17 protein-coding genes are annotated in these 15,012 nt (G+C 69.2%); 11 read left to right on the top strand and 6 right to left on the bottom strand.

Annotation, left to right across the window (positions count from 1 at the left end):
* Positions 1-260 precede the first annotated feature (260 nt).
* Together abmR and aroQ are read left to right on the top strand one after the other, a co-directional pair.
* On the top strand, positions 261-860 hold the full coding sequence (gene abmR / locus NA8_RS20515; RefSeq protein WP_063051986.1) for an ATP-binding transcription factor AbmR: 600 nt from the start codon (positions 261-263) through the stop codon (positions 858-860).
* A gap of 51 nt (positions 861-911) precedes the next feature.
* Positions 912-1,361, top strand: a complete 450-nt coding sequence (aroQ, locus tag NA8_RS20510; RefSeq protein WP_063051985.1) for a type II 3-dehydroquinate dehydratase — start codon at positions 912-914, stop codon at positions 1,359-1,361.
* 3 nt (positions 1,362-1,364) lie between these two features.
* Here aroQ and NA8_RS20505 read toward each other — a convergent pair whose 3' ends face one another.
* Together NA8_RS20505 and NA8_RS20500 are read right to left on the bottom strand one after the other, a co-directional pair.
* Complete coding sequence (locus NA8_RS20505; protein ID WP_062973086.1) at positions 1,365-1,811, bottom strand: nitroreductase family deazaflavin-dependent oxidoreductase; 447 nt, start codon at positions 1,809-1,811, stop codon at positions 1,365-1,367.
* A gap of 183 nt (positions 1,812-1,994) precedes the next feature.
* Entirely contained in the window at positions 1,995-2,873 is an 879-nt protein-coding gene (locus NA8_RS20500; RefSeq protein ID WP_063051984.1) for an NAD(P)-dependent oxidoreductase, read from the bottom strand.
* Positions 2,874-3,011: 138 nt separating this feature from the next.
* On the opposite strand from NA8_RS20500, the gene NA8_RS20495 reads away from it, so the two are divergent.
* Complete coding sequence (locus NA8_RS20495) at positions 3,012-3,368, top strand: winged helix-turn-helix transcriptional regulator (protein ID WP_063051983.1); 357 nt, start codon at positions 3,012-3,014, stop codon at positions 3,366-3,368.
* 50 nt (positions 3,369-3,418) lie between these two features.
* Here NA8_RS20495 and NA8_RS20490 read toward each other — a convergent pair whose 3' ends face one another.
* Positions 3,419-4,537, bottom strand: coding sequence for a glycerate kinase (locus tag NA8_RS20490; RefSeq protein ID WP_063052015.1), 1,119 nt, complete (start codon positions 4,535-4,537; stop codon positions 3,419-3,421).
* Between the two features lie 164 nt (positions 4,538-4,701).
* Positions 4,702-6,291, bottom strand: coding sequence for an alpha/beta fold hydrolase (locus NA8_RS20485; protein ID WP_063051982.1), 1,590 nt, complete (start codon positions 6,289-6,291; stop codon positions 4,702-4,704).
* A 157-nt stretch (positions 6,292-6,448) separates the two neighbouring features.
* On the opposite strand from NA8_RS20485, the gene NA8_RS20480 reads away from it, so the two are divergent.
* On the top strand, positions 6,449-6,760 hold the full coding sequence (locus NA8_RS20480) for a GNAT family N-acetyltransferase (protein ID WP_063051981.1): 312 nt from the start codon (positions 6,449-6,451) through the stop codon (positions 6,758-6,760).
* Between the two features lie 4 nt (positions 6,761-6,764).
* Here the strand turns inward: NA8_RS20480 and NA8_RS20475 are convergent, their stop codons facing one another.
* The gene (locus NA8_RS20475) at positions 6,765-7,526 is read right to left on the bottom strand and encodes a lysophospholipid acyltransferase family protein (RefSeq protein ID WP_063051980.1); all 762 of its coding nucleotides are present in this window, start codon (positions 7,524-7,526) and stop codon (positions 6,765-6,767) included.
* Between the two features lie 136 nt (positions 7,527-7,662).
* Here NA8_RS20475 and NA8_RS20470 point away from each other — a divergent pair, with 136 nt between their 5' ends.
* From NA8_RS20470 to NA8_RS20460, 3 genes are all read left to right on the top strand, one after another.
* The gene (locus NA8_RS20470; RefSeq protein WP_084466948.1) at positions 7,663-8,307 is read left to right on the top strand and encodes a YqgE/AlgH family protein; all 645 of its coding nucleotides are present in this window, start codon (positions 7,663-7,665) and stop codon (positions 8,305-8,307) included.
* A 132-nt stretch (positions 8,308-8,439) separates the two neighbouring features.
* Positions 8,440-8,976: a sigma-70 family RNA polymerase sigma factor gene (locus NA8_RS20465; protein ID WP_439957407.1), complete on the top strand. Its 537-nt coding sequence runs from the start codon at positions 8,440-8,442 to the stop codon at positions 8,974-8,976.
* Positions 8,973-9,716: an anti-sigma factor family protein gene (locus NA8_RS20460; protein WP_063051979.1), complete on the top strand. Its 744-nt coding sequence runs from the start codon at positions 8,973-8,975 to the stop codon at positions 9,714-9,716. Before NA8_RS20465 ends, NA8_RS20460 begins: the two co-directional genes overlap by 4 nt.
* A 58-nt stretch (positions 9,717-9,774) precedes the next feature.
* Here NA8_RS20460 and NA8_RS20455 read toward each other — a convergent pair whose 3' ends face one another.
* A complete protein-coding gene (locus tag NA8_RS20455) occupies positions 9,775-10,305 on the bottom strand; it encodes an EXLDI protein (protein ID WP_062973098.1) in 531 nt (176 codons plus the stop codon).
* Between the two features lie 137 nt (positions 10,306-10,442).
* On the opposite strand from NA8_RS20455, the gene NA8_RS20450 reads away from it, so the two are divergent.
* The 4 genes from NA8_RS20450 to NA8_RS20435 are packed head-to-tail and all read left to right on the top strand — an operon-like array spanning position 10,443 to position 14,926.
* On the top strand, positions 10,443-12,131 hold the full coding sequence (locus tag NA8_RS20450) for a thiamine pyrophosphate-binding protein (protein ID WP_063051978.1): 1,689 nt from the start codon (positions 10,443-10,445) through the stop codon (positions 12,129-12,131).
* A gap of 58 nt (positions 12,132-12,189) precedes the next feature.
* Positions 12,190-12,849 (top strand): hypothetical protein, encoded by a 660-nt coding sequence (locus tag NA8_RS20445; RefSeq protein WP_063051977.1) that lies wholly within the window; start codon positions 12,190-12,192, stop codon positions 12,847-12,849.
* A gap of 8 nt (positions 12,850-12,857) precedes the next feature.
* On the top strand, positions 12,858-13,892 hold the full coding sequence (locus NA8_RS20440) for a 3-oxoacyl-ACP synthase III family protein (protein WP_063051976.1): 1,035 nt from the start codon (positions 12,858-12,860) through the stop codon (positions 13,890-13,892).
* Positions 13,889-14,926: an aminotransferase class I/II-fold pyridoxal phosphate-dependent enzyme gene (locus NA8_RS20435; RefSeq protein ID WP_063051975.1), complete on the top strand. Its 1,038-nt coding sequence runs from the start codon at positions 13,889-13,891 to the stop codon at positions 14,924-14,926. Before NA8_RS20440 ends, NA8_RS20435 begins: the two co-directional genes overlap by 4 nt.
* Positions 14,927-15,012: the final 86 nt, after the last annotated feature.

Raw genomic sequence — 15,012 nt, 5'->3', positions numbered from 1 at the left:
CCGGGATCTTGCATCTCGGGGGGCCTTTCATGATCATCGCCCGGCCGCTCGGCGGCAACCGGCGCCGCTACCGTACCGGCCTTCCCGAAAAGTCGCGCGGTTACCCCCGCGGTCGACGTTTCGAATCAATAAATACCCCGAAAGGTGCGGAACGAAGCAATCGGACCCTCGTTCGCGTACAGCGGAACTCCGATGACCCGTTTGCGACGTAATCTTGTAATCAGTGAAATCACCGCAGCAAAGTAAGTAGGTGACTCGTCATGAGAAACGCACACCGCGGCCGGGGTTTCGGGCGAACGGGCGGCTGGCAGCAGGCAGACCTGCCGGACCCGTCGGACGTGCCCGATTGGTTCGCCGGAAGATTGCCGAGTGAGTGGTTCACCGGCCCGCCGGTGATCGAAGTCGATCGGGACGAGATCGTCGTCATCGGCGAGCTGGCGATCCCGCAGCCGGAGAGGACGCCGGAGACCGACGACGCCGACGCCCCGGCCGCAGAAGTGCCGCGCGCGACCAAGGAGGGCGCGGTCGCCCGGTTCCGCGAGTCCACCCGGCCCGCCCGGATGCAGATCGCGAACGAGGCGCAGCACCGCTACCGGCGCAATGTGGCCTGGGGCGTGTCGGTGGACGGGGAACGGATCATGTTCACCCATTTGGCCGTGCCCGTCATGACCCGGCTGCGCCAGCCGGAGCGCAAGGTACTCGACACTCTGGTCGACGCGGGTGTCGCCCGTTCCCGCGCCGATGCGCTGGCCTGGACCGTGAAGCTGGCGGGCCGGCACGCGGAAGCGTGGCTGGAGGAACTGCGCGAAGCCATGCGCAAGGTCGACGACCTGCGCTCGGAAGGTCCGCAGGGGTTGTAGCCGGTCGGGTCCGGTCCGAGCGGCACGGCATGGCGCGGTATCTTGCCGTGCATGGCTGTGACCGCGACGCCGGGCCCGATCCTGGTTCTGAACGGCCCGAACCTCAACATGCTCGGCACCCGGCAACCGGAGGTGTACGGCTCGGCCACGCTCGACGACGTCGTGGAGTTGTGCCGGCGGACCGCGGCGAGATTCGACCGGGAGATCGTCGCCTTCCAGTCCAACTCCGAAGGCGCGCTCATCGATCGCATCCACCAGGCGCGCGGCGCCGAGTCGGGCATCGTGATCAATCCCGGGGGACTCACCCACACCTCGGTGGCGCTACGGGACGCGCTGGTGATTCCGGAGCTCCCCATCGTCGAGGTGCACATCAGCAATGTGCACGCGCGTGAGGAGTTCCGGCACCACTCCTACATCTCTCCCATCGCGACCGCGGTGGTCGCGGGGATGGGCATCCAGGGTTACGCCGCCGCCATCGAATTCCTGGCCCGTTCTGCCTGAAGTTCACCGGAGCTGGAAAACCGGGAACCCGGGCGCGATGGCGGCGAGTTCCTCGTCGGTGGCGTCCTTGGTCACGCCCTCGAAGAACCTGCCGACCTCCCAGCCCCACTTCCGCAGGTAGAGGCGCAGCAGCGGCACCTTGTCGGCATCGGCCACCTCGGTGGCGGTGAACGTCTCCACCTTGCGGCCGAGCCGCAACTCGCCCCCGCCCGCGACGCGCAGGTTGCGCACCCACTGCGTGTGACCGCGCGGCGCGACGAGGAAGCGCTCACCGTCCTCCCGCACCATCAAGTTGACCATCGTGGTGCGCCATTCCCCGCTCTTGCGCCCGCGCACCGCGAGCAGTCGCGACCCCATCACGCTGATGCCGAGCTTGGGCAGCAGGTTGGCGAACCGGTTGAAAATCGCGTCGAATCCGGCCGGGCCGAGGTAGCGGGTGCTGAGGTCCATGACTTCTCCTTGTTGTGAGCACTGCTCTCTATAGAGAGAAGTGTTCCACGGAGCGTGCCCCGAAGTCAAGAGCACCGCTCTCCATAGGTGAGCGCTCCCGCCAGCCCTGACCTCGCAGAGCCGATTAGGTCTCGCATGGCTGTGCATGCGAGGAACGACTCTGCGAAGCCGGGGTGTGCAGGGTCAGGCGTCGCCGCGGAGGAGGGCGTATGTGGAGACGGGGTTGCCGGCCTGCTCGCTCGCGGCGACTGCCTTGCGCCAGAGCGCCTGGGCGGTGTGCGAGAGGACGGCGTCGACGCCGACTTCTTCGCTCGCGTCGATGACGTGCTGTGCGCCCGCGTCCATCATCTTCAGACTGGCCAGGGAGGCCCAGCCGCCGTTCTGGTTGGCGACCGAGAACTCCTCCATGAAGTACGGGAACGCGGCGGCCGAGCGGATCGCGAAGGGGACGAACGCGGCGATGTCGTGCCCGGACCGGTCGATCATCGCCGTGGCCTGGTCGAAGGCGAGCAACCAGGGATGGAAGATGGTCAGCAGCCCTTGGTAGAAGATCTGCGCCAGCCCGTCATCCGCGCCGAGGTATTCCTGCGGGCTCAGCGGTCGCAGCAACTCGGCGTGCGCGTCGAACACCTCACGCGGGCCGCTGTAGAAGATGTAGGACGCCGGGTGCGTGATGTTGTCCCCCGCCGACATGACGCCGCCGGAGATGAATCGGGCGCCGTGCGAGCGAACCCACTGCGCGCCCTCGCGCGCCTTCTCCGGCGAATCGGAGGACAGGTTCGCGATCACCTTGCCTTTCAGGTGGCCGGTCGCCTGGCCCAGCACCTCGTACATGGCCGCGTAGTGGGTGAGGCTGAGCACGGTGACCTCGTTCGCGTCGAGCGCGTCGGCGACGGTCGCGGCGCGCTTCGCGCCGAGTTCGACCATGGCGTCGGCCTTTTCGGGGCTGCGGTTCCACACCGTCACCTCGACGCCCGCGTCCAGGAAGGCCCGGACCATCGCCTGCCCCATCGGCCCGAGGCCGACGACGGAGACTGCGCGTGCGGTGGTCTGCTCGGACATGATGTGTCCCTTCGGTTCTCGTCGGTTACTTGCGTCGGCGCCGGAATTCATCGTCGTTCCCGCAGGTAGAGTCGGGAAGACCGAACGTCGAGGTGCGGTTGCTTACCTCGAGGTCCGAAACGAGGTCAAAGGAGCGCGATGGGCATGGGCAGTGACGCGGATCACGAAGTGTGCGGCATGACGGTCGCGATCGATGTCGTCGGCGGCAAGTGGAAGATGCACCTGATGTGGGTGCTCGGCACCGGCCCCCAGCGCTTCGGACAGATCCGCCGACTGCTCGACGGGGTGAGTGAGAAAGTCCTCGCCGAGAACTTGCGGCATCTGGAGTCCAGCGGCGTGGTGCACCGCGAGGTCTACCCCGAGGTCCCGCCCCGGGTCGAGTACTCGCTCACGCCGCTCGGCAAGGAGCTGGCCGTCGCGCTGCGTCCGCTCGAGGAGTGGGGCGACCGGCACCGGCACGAGCTGGCCGCGAATCTCCTGGCGTCGGCGAGCTGATCCCACCGAGGAAAGGAGCGACCGGCGCCGGACGTTCTGGCATCGGCGAGCTAATCCAGCCACTCGGCGGCGATCCGGCCGCCGACGCGTTCGAGCAGTGCCGCCGCCTCCGCCATCGAGCGGTCCGGGTCGGGTTCCAGATCGGCCAGCGCATAGCTGCCCGCGAAGCCAGCGGCCCGGATCTCCTCGGAGGCGAGCAGCGTACGGCCCGCCACGGCGACTACGGGGACGTCCGCCTTACGAGCGGCCGCGCACACGCCGACCGGCGCCTTGCCGTGCAAGCTCTGCCGATCGAGCGATCCCTCACCGGTGACCACGAGGGTGGCGGTGACGAGCAGGGCGGGAAAATCCAGCAACTCGAGCACGACCTCGATGCCGCTGCGCACCCGTGCATCCAGCACGGCGAGCGCACCGAAACCGGTACCGCCCGCCGCGCCCGCGCCCGGAAGCCGCGCGAACTCGGGGCCGACGAGTTCGGCCCAGACGGTCAGCGCCGATTCGAGGACGTCGAGTTCGGCAGGCCCGGCGCCCTTCTGCGACCCGTACACCGCCGTCGCGCCGGTCGGCCCGAGCAGCGGATTGTCGACGTCGCAGGCCAGCGTGAATCGCGTACCGGCGACACCGGGGTGCAGGCGCGAGCGGTCCAGCCGTGCGGCGTGGGTCAAAGCCGCTCCGCCGCGCGGCAATTCCCGCCCGTCGGCATCCAGGATGCGGACGCCGAGGGCCTGGAGCATGCCCGCGCCGCCGTCGGTGGAGGCACTGCCGCCCAGGCCGAGCACGATCTCGGTCGCGCCGTGCTCCATGGCGTGCGCCAGGACCGCGCCGAGCCCATATGTGCTCGCGCCCAACGGGTCCGGCCGTCCCCCGGGCAAGTCCGCCAGACCGACCACGGCGGCCAGTTCCACGACAGCGGTCGTCCCGTGCCGGGCATAGGCCGTCCGGCGCGGTACCCCGGTAGGCCCCGGCGCCGTCAACTCCACCCGCGTCCAACCTGCCGCGACGAACGCCTCGACCGTGCCGTCACCACCGTCGGCGACCGGCACCTGCCGGATCTCGGTATCCGGTGCGCTCCGGCGCAATCCCGCCGCGAGGGCCGCCGCCACCTCCGGCGCGGCCAGCGACCCCTTGAACTTGTCCGGAGCGAGGATCACTCGCGCAGCGGGTGTCATCCCCACATTCTCGAACGCCATCGGATCGGCCGCACCACGACACATCCGCTTCGCGAAGGGCTGGGTGCGGACATCCGGACCCGCACTCCAGATGCTGCCGCTCGGGCGGCTGGATCCAGCTGCGGCGTTCGGCCTCCAACACGAGCGTCTCCCGGGCCGCACGTTCAGTTCGCGGGCAGCGGAGCTTGGTCGGCCCGGGTGATGTCGACCTTCCCGGTGCGCAGGTAGGTGAGCACGGCCTCGTCCACCGCCGGATTGCCGCGACCGAACGTGCCGTGGTCGCCGCCGTCCACGACGACCAGCGCGCCCCCCAGCGCCGCGGCCATGGCCGGGCCGCCTTCGTATTTGGTCAGCGCGTCGTGACGGCTCTGCAGCACCAGCGGCGGGGTGCGCAGCGCCGCACCCGTGATCGGCACCGGCTTCGTCACCGGTTTCCAGGAACCGCAGGCCATTCCCGAGCGCACCAGGTCGGCGCGCGCGTCCATGGCGTTGCCGCCGGAGGCTATGGTGCCGACCGCGGCGCCGAGCAGTTCCGGCCTGCCGGGCACGGCGTTCTCGTTGCAGGTGATCGCGCTGAACACGAACCGCCCGGTGGGGTCGGTCGACGTTGCGCCCTCGATGGCCCGCAGGCGCTGCACGTTCGCCGGATCGGCCGCGGCGTCGGCCATCGCGCGGGCGAAGACCGGCCAGAAGGTGCGGGTATAGGTGGCCACGGTGGTCGCGCCGAGCAACGGCACCTGCGCGGAGACTCCGCCGCTGACCAAGGTGCGCAACAGGTTCTGCAGTTTGCCGAGCTGCTCGACGCTGCCGGTGTAGCCGTCCCTGGCGATCTCGGCGAGCGGCTCGGGCAGCGCGCCGGGCAGGTCGCCGACGCTCGCGGGCGGCGGGGTCAGGTTGGCGTACCAGCCGCCGCCCTGGGCCGCCGCCAACCGGACCCAGTTGCGATACACCTGCAGCGCGGTGTCGCCGAGGTGGTATTCGTCGTCGTGTTCGGCGATCCAGGCGAACAAGTCGTCCAGGCGCTGTTTGCCCGCGACCTGCTGCTGGGCGAACTCCTCGGTCCACACCCAATCCGGGTTGACGTTGGAGTCCAGGACCATCCGGTCCACCCGGTCGCCGAACAGCGCCGCGTAGACCGCGCCGAGATAGGTGCCGTAGGACGTGCCCAGGTAACCGATCCGCTCCAGCCCGAGCGCTGCGCGCACGGCGTCGATGTCGCGGGCGGTGTTCTCGGTGGTGATGGCCTCCAGGTAACCGGGCTGCGCCGCGTCGCAGGCCTTCTTGATCTCGTCGCGGTTGCCGCCGCCGAGGGAGACCTGCCGGCCCTGCTCGCTCTTGGTGCTCGTTCCGCATTCCAGCGGCGTCGACCAGCGCAGACCGCGCGGTTGTACGGCGATTCGGTCGTAGTGCTCGGCGAGCCCGGCGGGGAACACCTCCACCCGGCGCGCCCAGTAGTCCAGCGCGTCCGCACCGGGACCGCCGGGGTTGGCGAACAGCACACCTTCCCGCTCGCCGGTGGCGGCGATCCGGCTGACGGTCAGCTCGATCGTGGTCCCATCCGGGTCGGTGTAGTTCATCGGCACGCTGACGACGGCGCACCGCACACCCCGATCGGCGGGCACCGCCCCCTCCGGACACCGGCCGAAGGCGATTCCCGGCGCGGCGTCCGCGACGCCGGTGAAGATCGATCCCCCGAGCAAGCCTGCGGCGACGACGGTGGCCGCGACCCGCGAAACCCGCGGTGTCCTCATCATTTTCGTACCTCCCCGAGCCTGCCCGCTCGCGCGCGACGACGGACCCGACCAAGAGCATTCTGCGCAGGGCCGCCGGGACAGACAAGTCGGTGGCGGGATTCCGCCCGGTCGGGCGTGTGATTTATCCGGACACCGGGGCACAGAGTAGCGTCGAGCCATGTCGACCGAGGTCAGCAACAACACCGCACTGGAACGCTTCGAGATCTACGTCGACGGTGCGATCGCCGGCTACGCCGAATACCAGGACACGGCTTCCGAGCGCGCGTTCGTGCACACCGAGATCTACCCCCGCTACGAGGGGCAGGGCTACGCGCGGCTGCTGGTCGAGACCGCGCTGAACAGCACCCGCGACGACGCGCTCGGCGCGCTGCCCATGTGCCGCACGGTCCACCACTTCATCGAGACCCGTCCCGAATACCTCACGATGGTGCCGCACTGGGCGCGCGACCGGCTGAACCTGCCGCAGTAGGCCCTCAGTAGGCCGCGACGGCGGCGTCGAGCGCCTTCTGCAGATCGGTGCGCACCAGCCGGGCGATGTCCCCGGGCCGGGGCGGCAACTCGAGTATGGGGACACCGAAGTGGAAGCTGGCCCCCTTGGCGTCCTCCTTCGTCGGCCGCACCGCCGGGTCCCGGCGCGGCCCGTAGCTCAGTGCCATCGACACCAGCACTGGCTCGACGCCTAGCTTCATCGCCCGGAACGCGATGTGCCCGATGCCGCTGCCCACCGCTTGCACGCGGGCCGGGTCCACGTCGTTGCAGGTGCCCTCGGGGAAGACCGCGATGCCGTCGCCGCGGGCCATCCGCTCCGCGCAGACGTCCATCATGCGCTGGCCCGCGGCGTTCACCGCGCGGATGCCGTGGTCCTTGCCGCGGAACACCGGGATGCCGCCCATCATGTCGATCTTGCGCCGCTGATCGGGATCGACGAACAGCTCGTCCTTGGCCAGCACGCGCACCCGGCCGATCACCCGCCGTAGCCCGCTGCGCCACGCGGCCGCGGCGACGGTGTAGGGATCGCTCTCGGAGAGATGGTTGATCGCGATCAGCAGCGGCCTGTTCTGCCTGATCACCGTGCGGAGCGCGGCGCGCGCGCCCTCGGCGTAGGTGACGCGCGGGTGGTAGCGGCGGCCGAGAACGGCGTAGGCCCCCCATGCATTCAGGCGGTTCTGGCGATGATCGCGGTAGTAGTCGTACACGGTGTCGCTGTTCTCGAGGCGCACCTCGGGCGGTTCCATGAGCTGGACTCTACGATGTGGCGGCGGTAGCGCAACGGGGCGTCCGGCGTCGGGCCGCCACCCGTTCGGCAAATCCGGCACACAGAAGTCGGCCGCAGAAGGCGCATTGTGGGCGAACAGCTGCGATGATGTCGGAGTGGCACGCGCAGAAGACCCGGACGATCGGAAGACCCGCGGCGGGCACGGTGACCGCAGGCGACGCGAGTTCCGACACGGCGAGCAGGTGGTTCGTGCCGGGACGCTGCTGGTGTCGGCCACCGAACTGGTCGAACCCACTTTCCGGCGCACCGTCGTCTACATCATCGAGCACAACGAGGCGGGCAGCCTCGGCGTGGTGCTCAACCGCCCGAGCGATACGGCCGTGCACGAGGTGCTGCCGCGCTGGACGGACGCGGTCGCGGCGCCACGCACGCTGTTCATCGGCGGCCCGGTGAAACGGGACGCCGCGCTGTGCCTGGGCACCGTCCGGGTGGGCGCGCGCATCGAGGGCGTCCCCGGGCTGCGGCGTATCGACGGACGGGTCGTCCTCGTCGACCTGGACGCCGATCCCGAGCGGGTCGCCCCGCTCGTCGAGGGCATCCGGATCTTCGCGGGCTACGCGGGCTGGACCTTCGGGCAACTGGAGGGCGAGCTGGAGAACGACGACTGGATCGTGGTGTCGGCCCTGCCGTCCGACCCGATCAGCACGGGCCGCCCGGACCTGTGGGCGCACGTGCTGCGCCGTCAGCCGCTCCCGCTGTCCTTGCTCGCGACGCACCCGATTGAACTCGAACGCAACTGAGACCGTGTACTCCTCGAAGAGACCGAAGGAGACACGGCATGAGACACGACAACTGAACCGGCGAGAGCATGGGTGACGCATCGGGTGCGCCCACCGACCGGCCCCGCAATTCGAGCGGAGAGGTATCCAGTTGTGCGCAAGGTACGCGGCGAGACGGGCCCACCCGGCGATCAGTCCGAATTGATGCGGGCTCTCTACCGAGAACACGCCGCCCCGCTGTGGCGGTACACGCTCGGCTTGGTTCGGGACCGGGGACGCGCGGAGGACATCGTGCAGGAGACGTTGCTGCGTGCCTGGCAACGACCGAACGTCTTGGATCAATCCACCACGTCGGCGCGAGCGTGGCTGTTCACCGTGGCGCGCAATCTCGCCGTGGATGAGCACCGCAGCGCCCGCAGCAGGCGCGAGTTCCGCACCGACAACCCACCCGAACGGGCGACCCCGGACCAGTCCGATCGCGCGCTGGACGGCTGGCTGGTCGCCGACGCGCTCGGCAAGCTCAGCGCCGACCACCGCGAGGTGATCGTACGGGCCTACTACCGGGGACTGTCCACACAGCAGATCGCCGAGGAACTCGACGTCCCGCCGGGCACGGTGAAGTCCCGGATGCACTACGGTATGCGCGCATTGCGCCTGGCACTACAGGAGATGGGGGTGACGAATCAATGACGGACATCACCGACGACTTCAGCACGTGGGACGCCCCGTACGTGCTCGGCTCCCTCACCCGCGACGAGCGCCTGCAATACGAGAGCCACCTGTCCGCCTGCCACGACTGCCGGGGCGCCGTGGCCGAACTCGCGGGCCTGCCGGGCATGCTCGCGCTCGTGGAGACCGACATCGCGCTCGCGATGATCGAGCCGCCCGCGCGAACCGGCGAGTCCGCGGCACCCCCGCCTCCCCCGCCGATGCCGCCACCGCCACCGCCACCCCGGCTCGCCGACGCGGCCGAACGGCGCCGCCGCCGCAGCGGGTGGACGTCGGTCGGCATCGCGGTGGCCTCGGCCGCGGCCGCGGTGGCGATCGCGGTCCCGATCGCGATCTCGGTGTCCGGATCGAACGACTCGCAGGAGCCGGGCACCAGCGAGCAGGCCTTCGTCGAACGCCAGATGACTCCGCTGGAGCCGACGCCGGTCTCGGCGAGCTTCAAGCTCGTCCCGGCGGGCGACCGGACGCGGGTGGTGATGTCCTGCAGCTATCCACCGGGCGAGCAACTGCGCTACAGCGCGAATCTCGCGCTGTACGTCACCAGCACCAGCGGCCAGCAGCAGAAACTCGACGAGTGGCCGGCGGGCCCCGGCACCGAGCTGACCATCGACCGGACCATCGAGGGCGCACCCGATCAGGTCCGCTCGGTAGAGATCCGCGCGGCGAATACCGGGCGGGTGCTGCTCGCCGGCACCATCTGATCGATCGGCGATCCCCTGCGGGGTACTGCCCCGCGGGGGATCGCGGATTGTGCGGCGGCTAGATGTCGAGGTCCTCGATCTTCGGCCCCCCGGCCACGTCCGCAACCCGCCGGTAGAGCTTGTCGGGCAGCTGCCCTTTCAACTCGTCGAGGGAATCCACCACGACGAAGACGAAGTCACCCCAGTCCTGTTGCCCGACGCCGAGCAGGCGGCGCCAGCTCTTCGGATCCCGCCAGTCCTTGAGCCAATTCGCGCCCGCGTCGACGGGATATTCGTCCCAGTTCGAATACTGGGCGTGCATCACGTACTTGCCCTTGCGGCTGCGATACACCTGGATGTGCTCGATCCGCGTATCGTTGACCTCGTGCCACTCCCCCAGCAGAGTGCCGGAGAAGCGGACTTGGCGCACACCGTCGCGGCCGACCTTGACCACGATCTCGTCGTAGCCCTCCAGCCGACCCTCCTCGAGTTCGATGAACCGGCGCAACGCCGTGACCACCGCACCCGAGAGGTTGCCGCCGACCAACTCTTGCGCGCGCTGGAACAGCGGAAGGTCGTCATCGGCAACATAGATCGTCTTGTTGGGCATACTCCGACTATACGTAGATGTATACGTACACGCAAGGTGTCACTCACCTTCAACTGAAGCAGCGTTGAACCGTTCGGCGGTCCGGCCCGTATCACTCCTGTACGCAGTCGATTCATCGTCAGCGGAAAGGAGCGCCGATGCGGACTCGGGTCGTAGACCATCTGGTGCAAGCGGTGTCGGCATTGGGCGTTCGGCACATCTTCGGGGTGGACGGCGCCAATATCGAGGACTTGTACGACGCGATCTTCGACGCGCCGGAGTACGTCACGGGGGTGGTCGCCAAACACGAGTTCTCCGCGGCCACCATGGCCGACGGGTATGCCCGCAGCACGGGCGGCTTCGGCGTCGTCGCGGCGACCTCCGGCGGCGGTGCGATGAACCTCGTCGCCGGACTCGCCGAATCGTTCGCGTCGCGTGTGCCGGTACTCGCACTGGTCGGCCAGCCGCCGACCACCCTGGAGGGCAACGGCGCGTTCCAGGACACCAGCGGACGCGCCGGGACCATCGATGCGGTCCGCCTCTTCGGCGCGGTCAGCGCCTACTGCGCACGGGTGGAATCGGCCGCGGATCTGCCGGAGCAGCTGGACCGGGCGATGCTGGCCGCCCGGCACGGCGGCCCGGCGGTACTGCTGCTGCCCAAAGACGTGCAGCAGGCCGAGTTGGGCAACGTCGCCCCGTTTCGGCCGAGTCCGCGAACCCACCGGTCCGACCACGCCGGAATCGCTCGCGTACGCGCCGCGCTCACCACGGCCCGGCACACCGGCAAGATCGTGATCATCGCGGGTGATCAGGTCGCGCGCGACGACGCACGCGGCGAGTTGGCCCGCTTGGCCACCGCGCTGGAGGCCGCGGTGGGCGTCGCGCCGGACGCGAAGGACACCTACGACAACACCGATCCCGCCTTCTGCGGTGTCGCGGGCAGCATGGGTCACCCCGAGCTGACGGCGGCCATTCGCTCCTCGGCACTGTGCCTGCTGGTCGGCACCCGGTTGCCGGTGCCTGCCCGCGCCGGCTCGGAGACCGCGCTCGCCGAACGCGCGGTCGCGAGCATCGGCGTGGCACCGCCTTACCTGCCCGCCGTCCACGCGACCAGTACCGATCTCGCGCGAACGCTCGCCGAACTCGCCGACGATCTGGACGACGGCAGTACCGGATCCGAACGCGTGCTCGCGGCGCAACCGCTGACTTCCCTGCGTGTGCCCGCCTCCTCCGGTCCCGGCCTGCGCTACCGCGACGTGGTCGAGACGATCGACGCCGTCTTGCCCGAAGGCACCGACGTGTTCGCCGACGCGGGCAACACCGGCGCGGCCGTCGTGCACCATCTGCGGGTCCCACGCGACGGGCGGTTCGTGGTCGCCCTCGGCATGGGCGGGATGGGTTACGCGTTCGGCGCGGGCATCGGGTCCGCGTTCGCGCGGCACGCGCGAGCGGATGGCGTCCGGCGGACGGTGGTCATCGCCGGTGACGGCTCGTTCTACATGCACGGTATGGAGTTGCACACCGCGATCGAGCACGCGCTGCCGGTCACTTTCGTCGTGCTGAACAACAACGCGCACGCCATGTGCGTGACCAGGGAGCAGCTGTACTACCGGGATCGCTACAGCTTCAACCGATTTCGCCCGGCCTACCTGGGCGCGGGCGTCGCCGCGATGTTCCCCGAGCTGCCCGCGTTCTCGGTGCACACCGTCGGCGATCTCGCCGCAGCGCTGCGACGCTGCCTGGAAACCGAGGGTCCGTCATTCCTTTCGATCGAATGCGACCCCGATGAGATCCCTCCGTTCCTGCCCTTCCTGACCACCGTCGAGCAATCCGGGAAGGCCCGATGAACCACACTCGCCCAACCCGTGCGGGCGCAGCGCCTGCGCCCGCCGAGAGGAGCACCCCGTGACCGCGACTTCCCTGCCCGCCCTCAGCGACATTCCGGAGGAGGGTCTGCCGAATGTGATCCGCGTCGAGACGTTCGACAAGGACGCCGCCACTCCGATCATCATGGACATGTTGCGATCGGTGTACCCACACGACCAGATCTACGGCGAATACTGCCCGGTGCAGGGCTATATCGCCGCACCGCCGCGAGAGGTGTACGAATACCTCGCCGACACCAGGTCGCTGGAGGAGTGGACCTACAGCATGCGCGGGTTCGCCGAGACCGACGAACCCGGACTGTGGCTGGCCTATGACCGGCTGGGCGCCGATACCAAGATCTTCACCCGCACCGTCGCGAACCCCGACGCCATGACCGTCGACTACCACTGCGCCTGGGACCAGTCACGGCACCTATGGATGATCTACCTGCTGCGTGTGGTCGACGCGCGAGTGGTGTTCGACAAGCCGGGTTCGGTTGTCCTGTGGGTGAATTGCAAGCACCCGTTTTACGACGAGAACCCCTACCCGGAGACCGCGCCGCCGAAGCGGAAGGTCTGGGTCGGCGATTTCTGGGAGCTGTTCTCGGCGGGTCATCAGCTGGAGATGGACAACCTCAAGGCCATCTGCGAGTACCGGGCCACCCACGGCCTGCCCATCAAGCCCGACTGGATGAAGTGAGACGCGCTATGCACCAGAACACCTCCGGCCTACCCCCGGTCAGCCTCGTCGACGTGTCCTCGTATCTACCCGGCGAACCGGTCGGCACCGAATACTTCACCCAGTTCGCCCGCTCGGACCGGATGGCCAAGAACGTCATGTTCCGCGCGCCCAAGGGCCGCCACCACGTAGCGCGCGACGAGACCGCGGTGGACATGGTCGAGCGCGCCGTCGCACCGCTGATCGAACGCAACGGCGCCGACGCGATCGCCGAGGTCGACGTCCTGCTCACGCACACCCAGCTGCCGGACAATCCGGTGCTCGGCAGCGGCCCCGAGGTGGCCCGGCGGCTCGGCATCCGTCCCTCCTACGTCTACGACCTGCACAACGGCGGGTGCGCGGCGTTCGTGCACATGATGGCGATGGCCCGCATGATCCTGCAAACCACCTCCGCGCGCACCGCGCTGATCGCGGCGAGCCAGAACTGCGCGGGACCGGTGTTCACCCAGACCGAGATCCGTAAGCTGGCCCAGGCTCCGGTGCCCGGCGACGGCTGCGGAGTGGGGTTGCTGCGGAAGGACGACAGCGCTCCGATCCTCGACGTCGAATGCCGCACCTATCCCGAGTTCGCGGGAGACATGGAGTTCTCTACCAACGGCGAGCGCAAGTACTGGGAGCCGGGCGAGGGACAGGGGTGCGTCAGCTTCACCGAGTCCAAGGTCACCAAGGTGTTCGCCAGGGGCAACCGGCTGGTTCCGGAAGTCGCCCTCGCGGTGTGCGATCGGCTCGGCGTGCGGGGACGCGACGTCGACACCTTCGTCACCAACCAGCCGAACCGGCTGTTCCTGCGCAACTGGCACGACGCGCTGGAGCTTCCGGCGCAGCGGCATCCCGACACCTTCGACTCCTGCGGAAATCTGTTCGCAGCCGGTATCCCGGTGACCCTGGACGTGGAGAACCGGGCGGGTCGGCTGGCCAACGGCTCGCTGGTCCTGATGGCGGGGTTCGCGCACGCGGGCGACTTCGCCGGCGCGGCCGCCGTCCGCTGGGGAGCTGCGCGATGAGCGTGCGCGTCGTCGACGGCACCCGGCCCTCCCGCAGGCACCCCGCGCCCCGGGTGCCGCCCCGTTTCGACCTCACCCTGAGCGAGAACCCGTTCCCGCCGTTGCCTTCGGTGCTGCGGGCGGTGCACATGACGCTGGCACAGGCCAACCGATACCCGGAGTTCCTGCCGCATCGGCTGCCGTCGCTGATCGCCCGGCATGTGGATGTGCGGGCGGATCAGGTGGTGGTCGGCTCGGGGGCGACGGGGGTTGCCCTGCAGATACTGCAGGCGCTGACCACGCCGGGCACGGAGATCGTCTACAGCGCGCCGACGTTCGACGGGTACCCGATCATGGCCGACATGACCGGCCTGGTCGCCGTGGCGGTGCCGCTGGACGCGTCGGGGGACCAGGATCTGCGGGCGATGCGCCGCGCCATCGACCGGCGCACCGCACTGGTCGTGGTGTGCCGTCCGCACAATCCCACCGGCACGGTGATTCCGGCGGACGCGCTGAAGGCGTTCCTGTCCGATGTGCCCGCACGGGTTCCGGTGATTCTCGATGAGGCGTACGTCGAATTCCTCGGTGCGGCCGAGTACGTCGACCCGCTGGCACTGGTCGCGAAGTACCCCAACCTGCTCGTGCTGCGGACCTTCTCGAAGGCGTACGGCTTGGCCGGACTGCGAATCGGTTACGCCTTCGGCAATACCGAACTGATCGCGCGGGTGGGCAAATTGCAACTGCCCTTCGGGCTGAGCGCGGCGGCGGTGGCCGCGGTCGCCGCCTCCTACGCCGCCGAACCCGAACTCGCCGCGCGCACCCTCCGCATCACCGAGCAGCGAGACGCGCTCCGTACCGCACTGGTGGCTCGCGGATTCGCGATACCGGAAAGCCGCGCCAACTTCCTGTTCGTCCCCGGTCCCGGCACCGTCACCGCCCTGCGTCGCGCGGGGATCGCCGCGAAGCCCTATCCGGACGGCAGCGCTCGGATCGCCGTCGGCGACCCCGCCGCCGATCATGCGGTTCTGGAAGCGCTTCTGGCGCATACTTCGTGACTGTTACGACGGCGACTCCTTGCACAGGTGGGCTGGTCGGCAGCGCGCTCGAGCCGCGACGGCGCGGAGATGATCCGGCCGAGTCC

The sequence above is a fragment of the Nocardia arthritidis NBRC 100137 genome (assembly GCF_001612765.1).
GTDB classification, from domain to species: Bacteria; Actinomycetota; Actinomycetes; order Mycobacteriales; family Mycobacteriaceae; genus Nocardia; species Nocardia arthritidis.
Note: the sequence above shows the minus strand (reverse complement) of the source record. Positions and strands in the feature narration are given on the sequence as shown.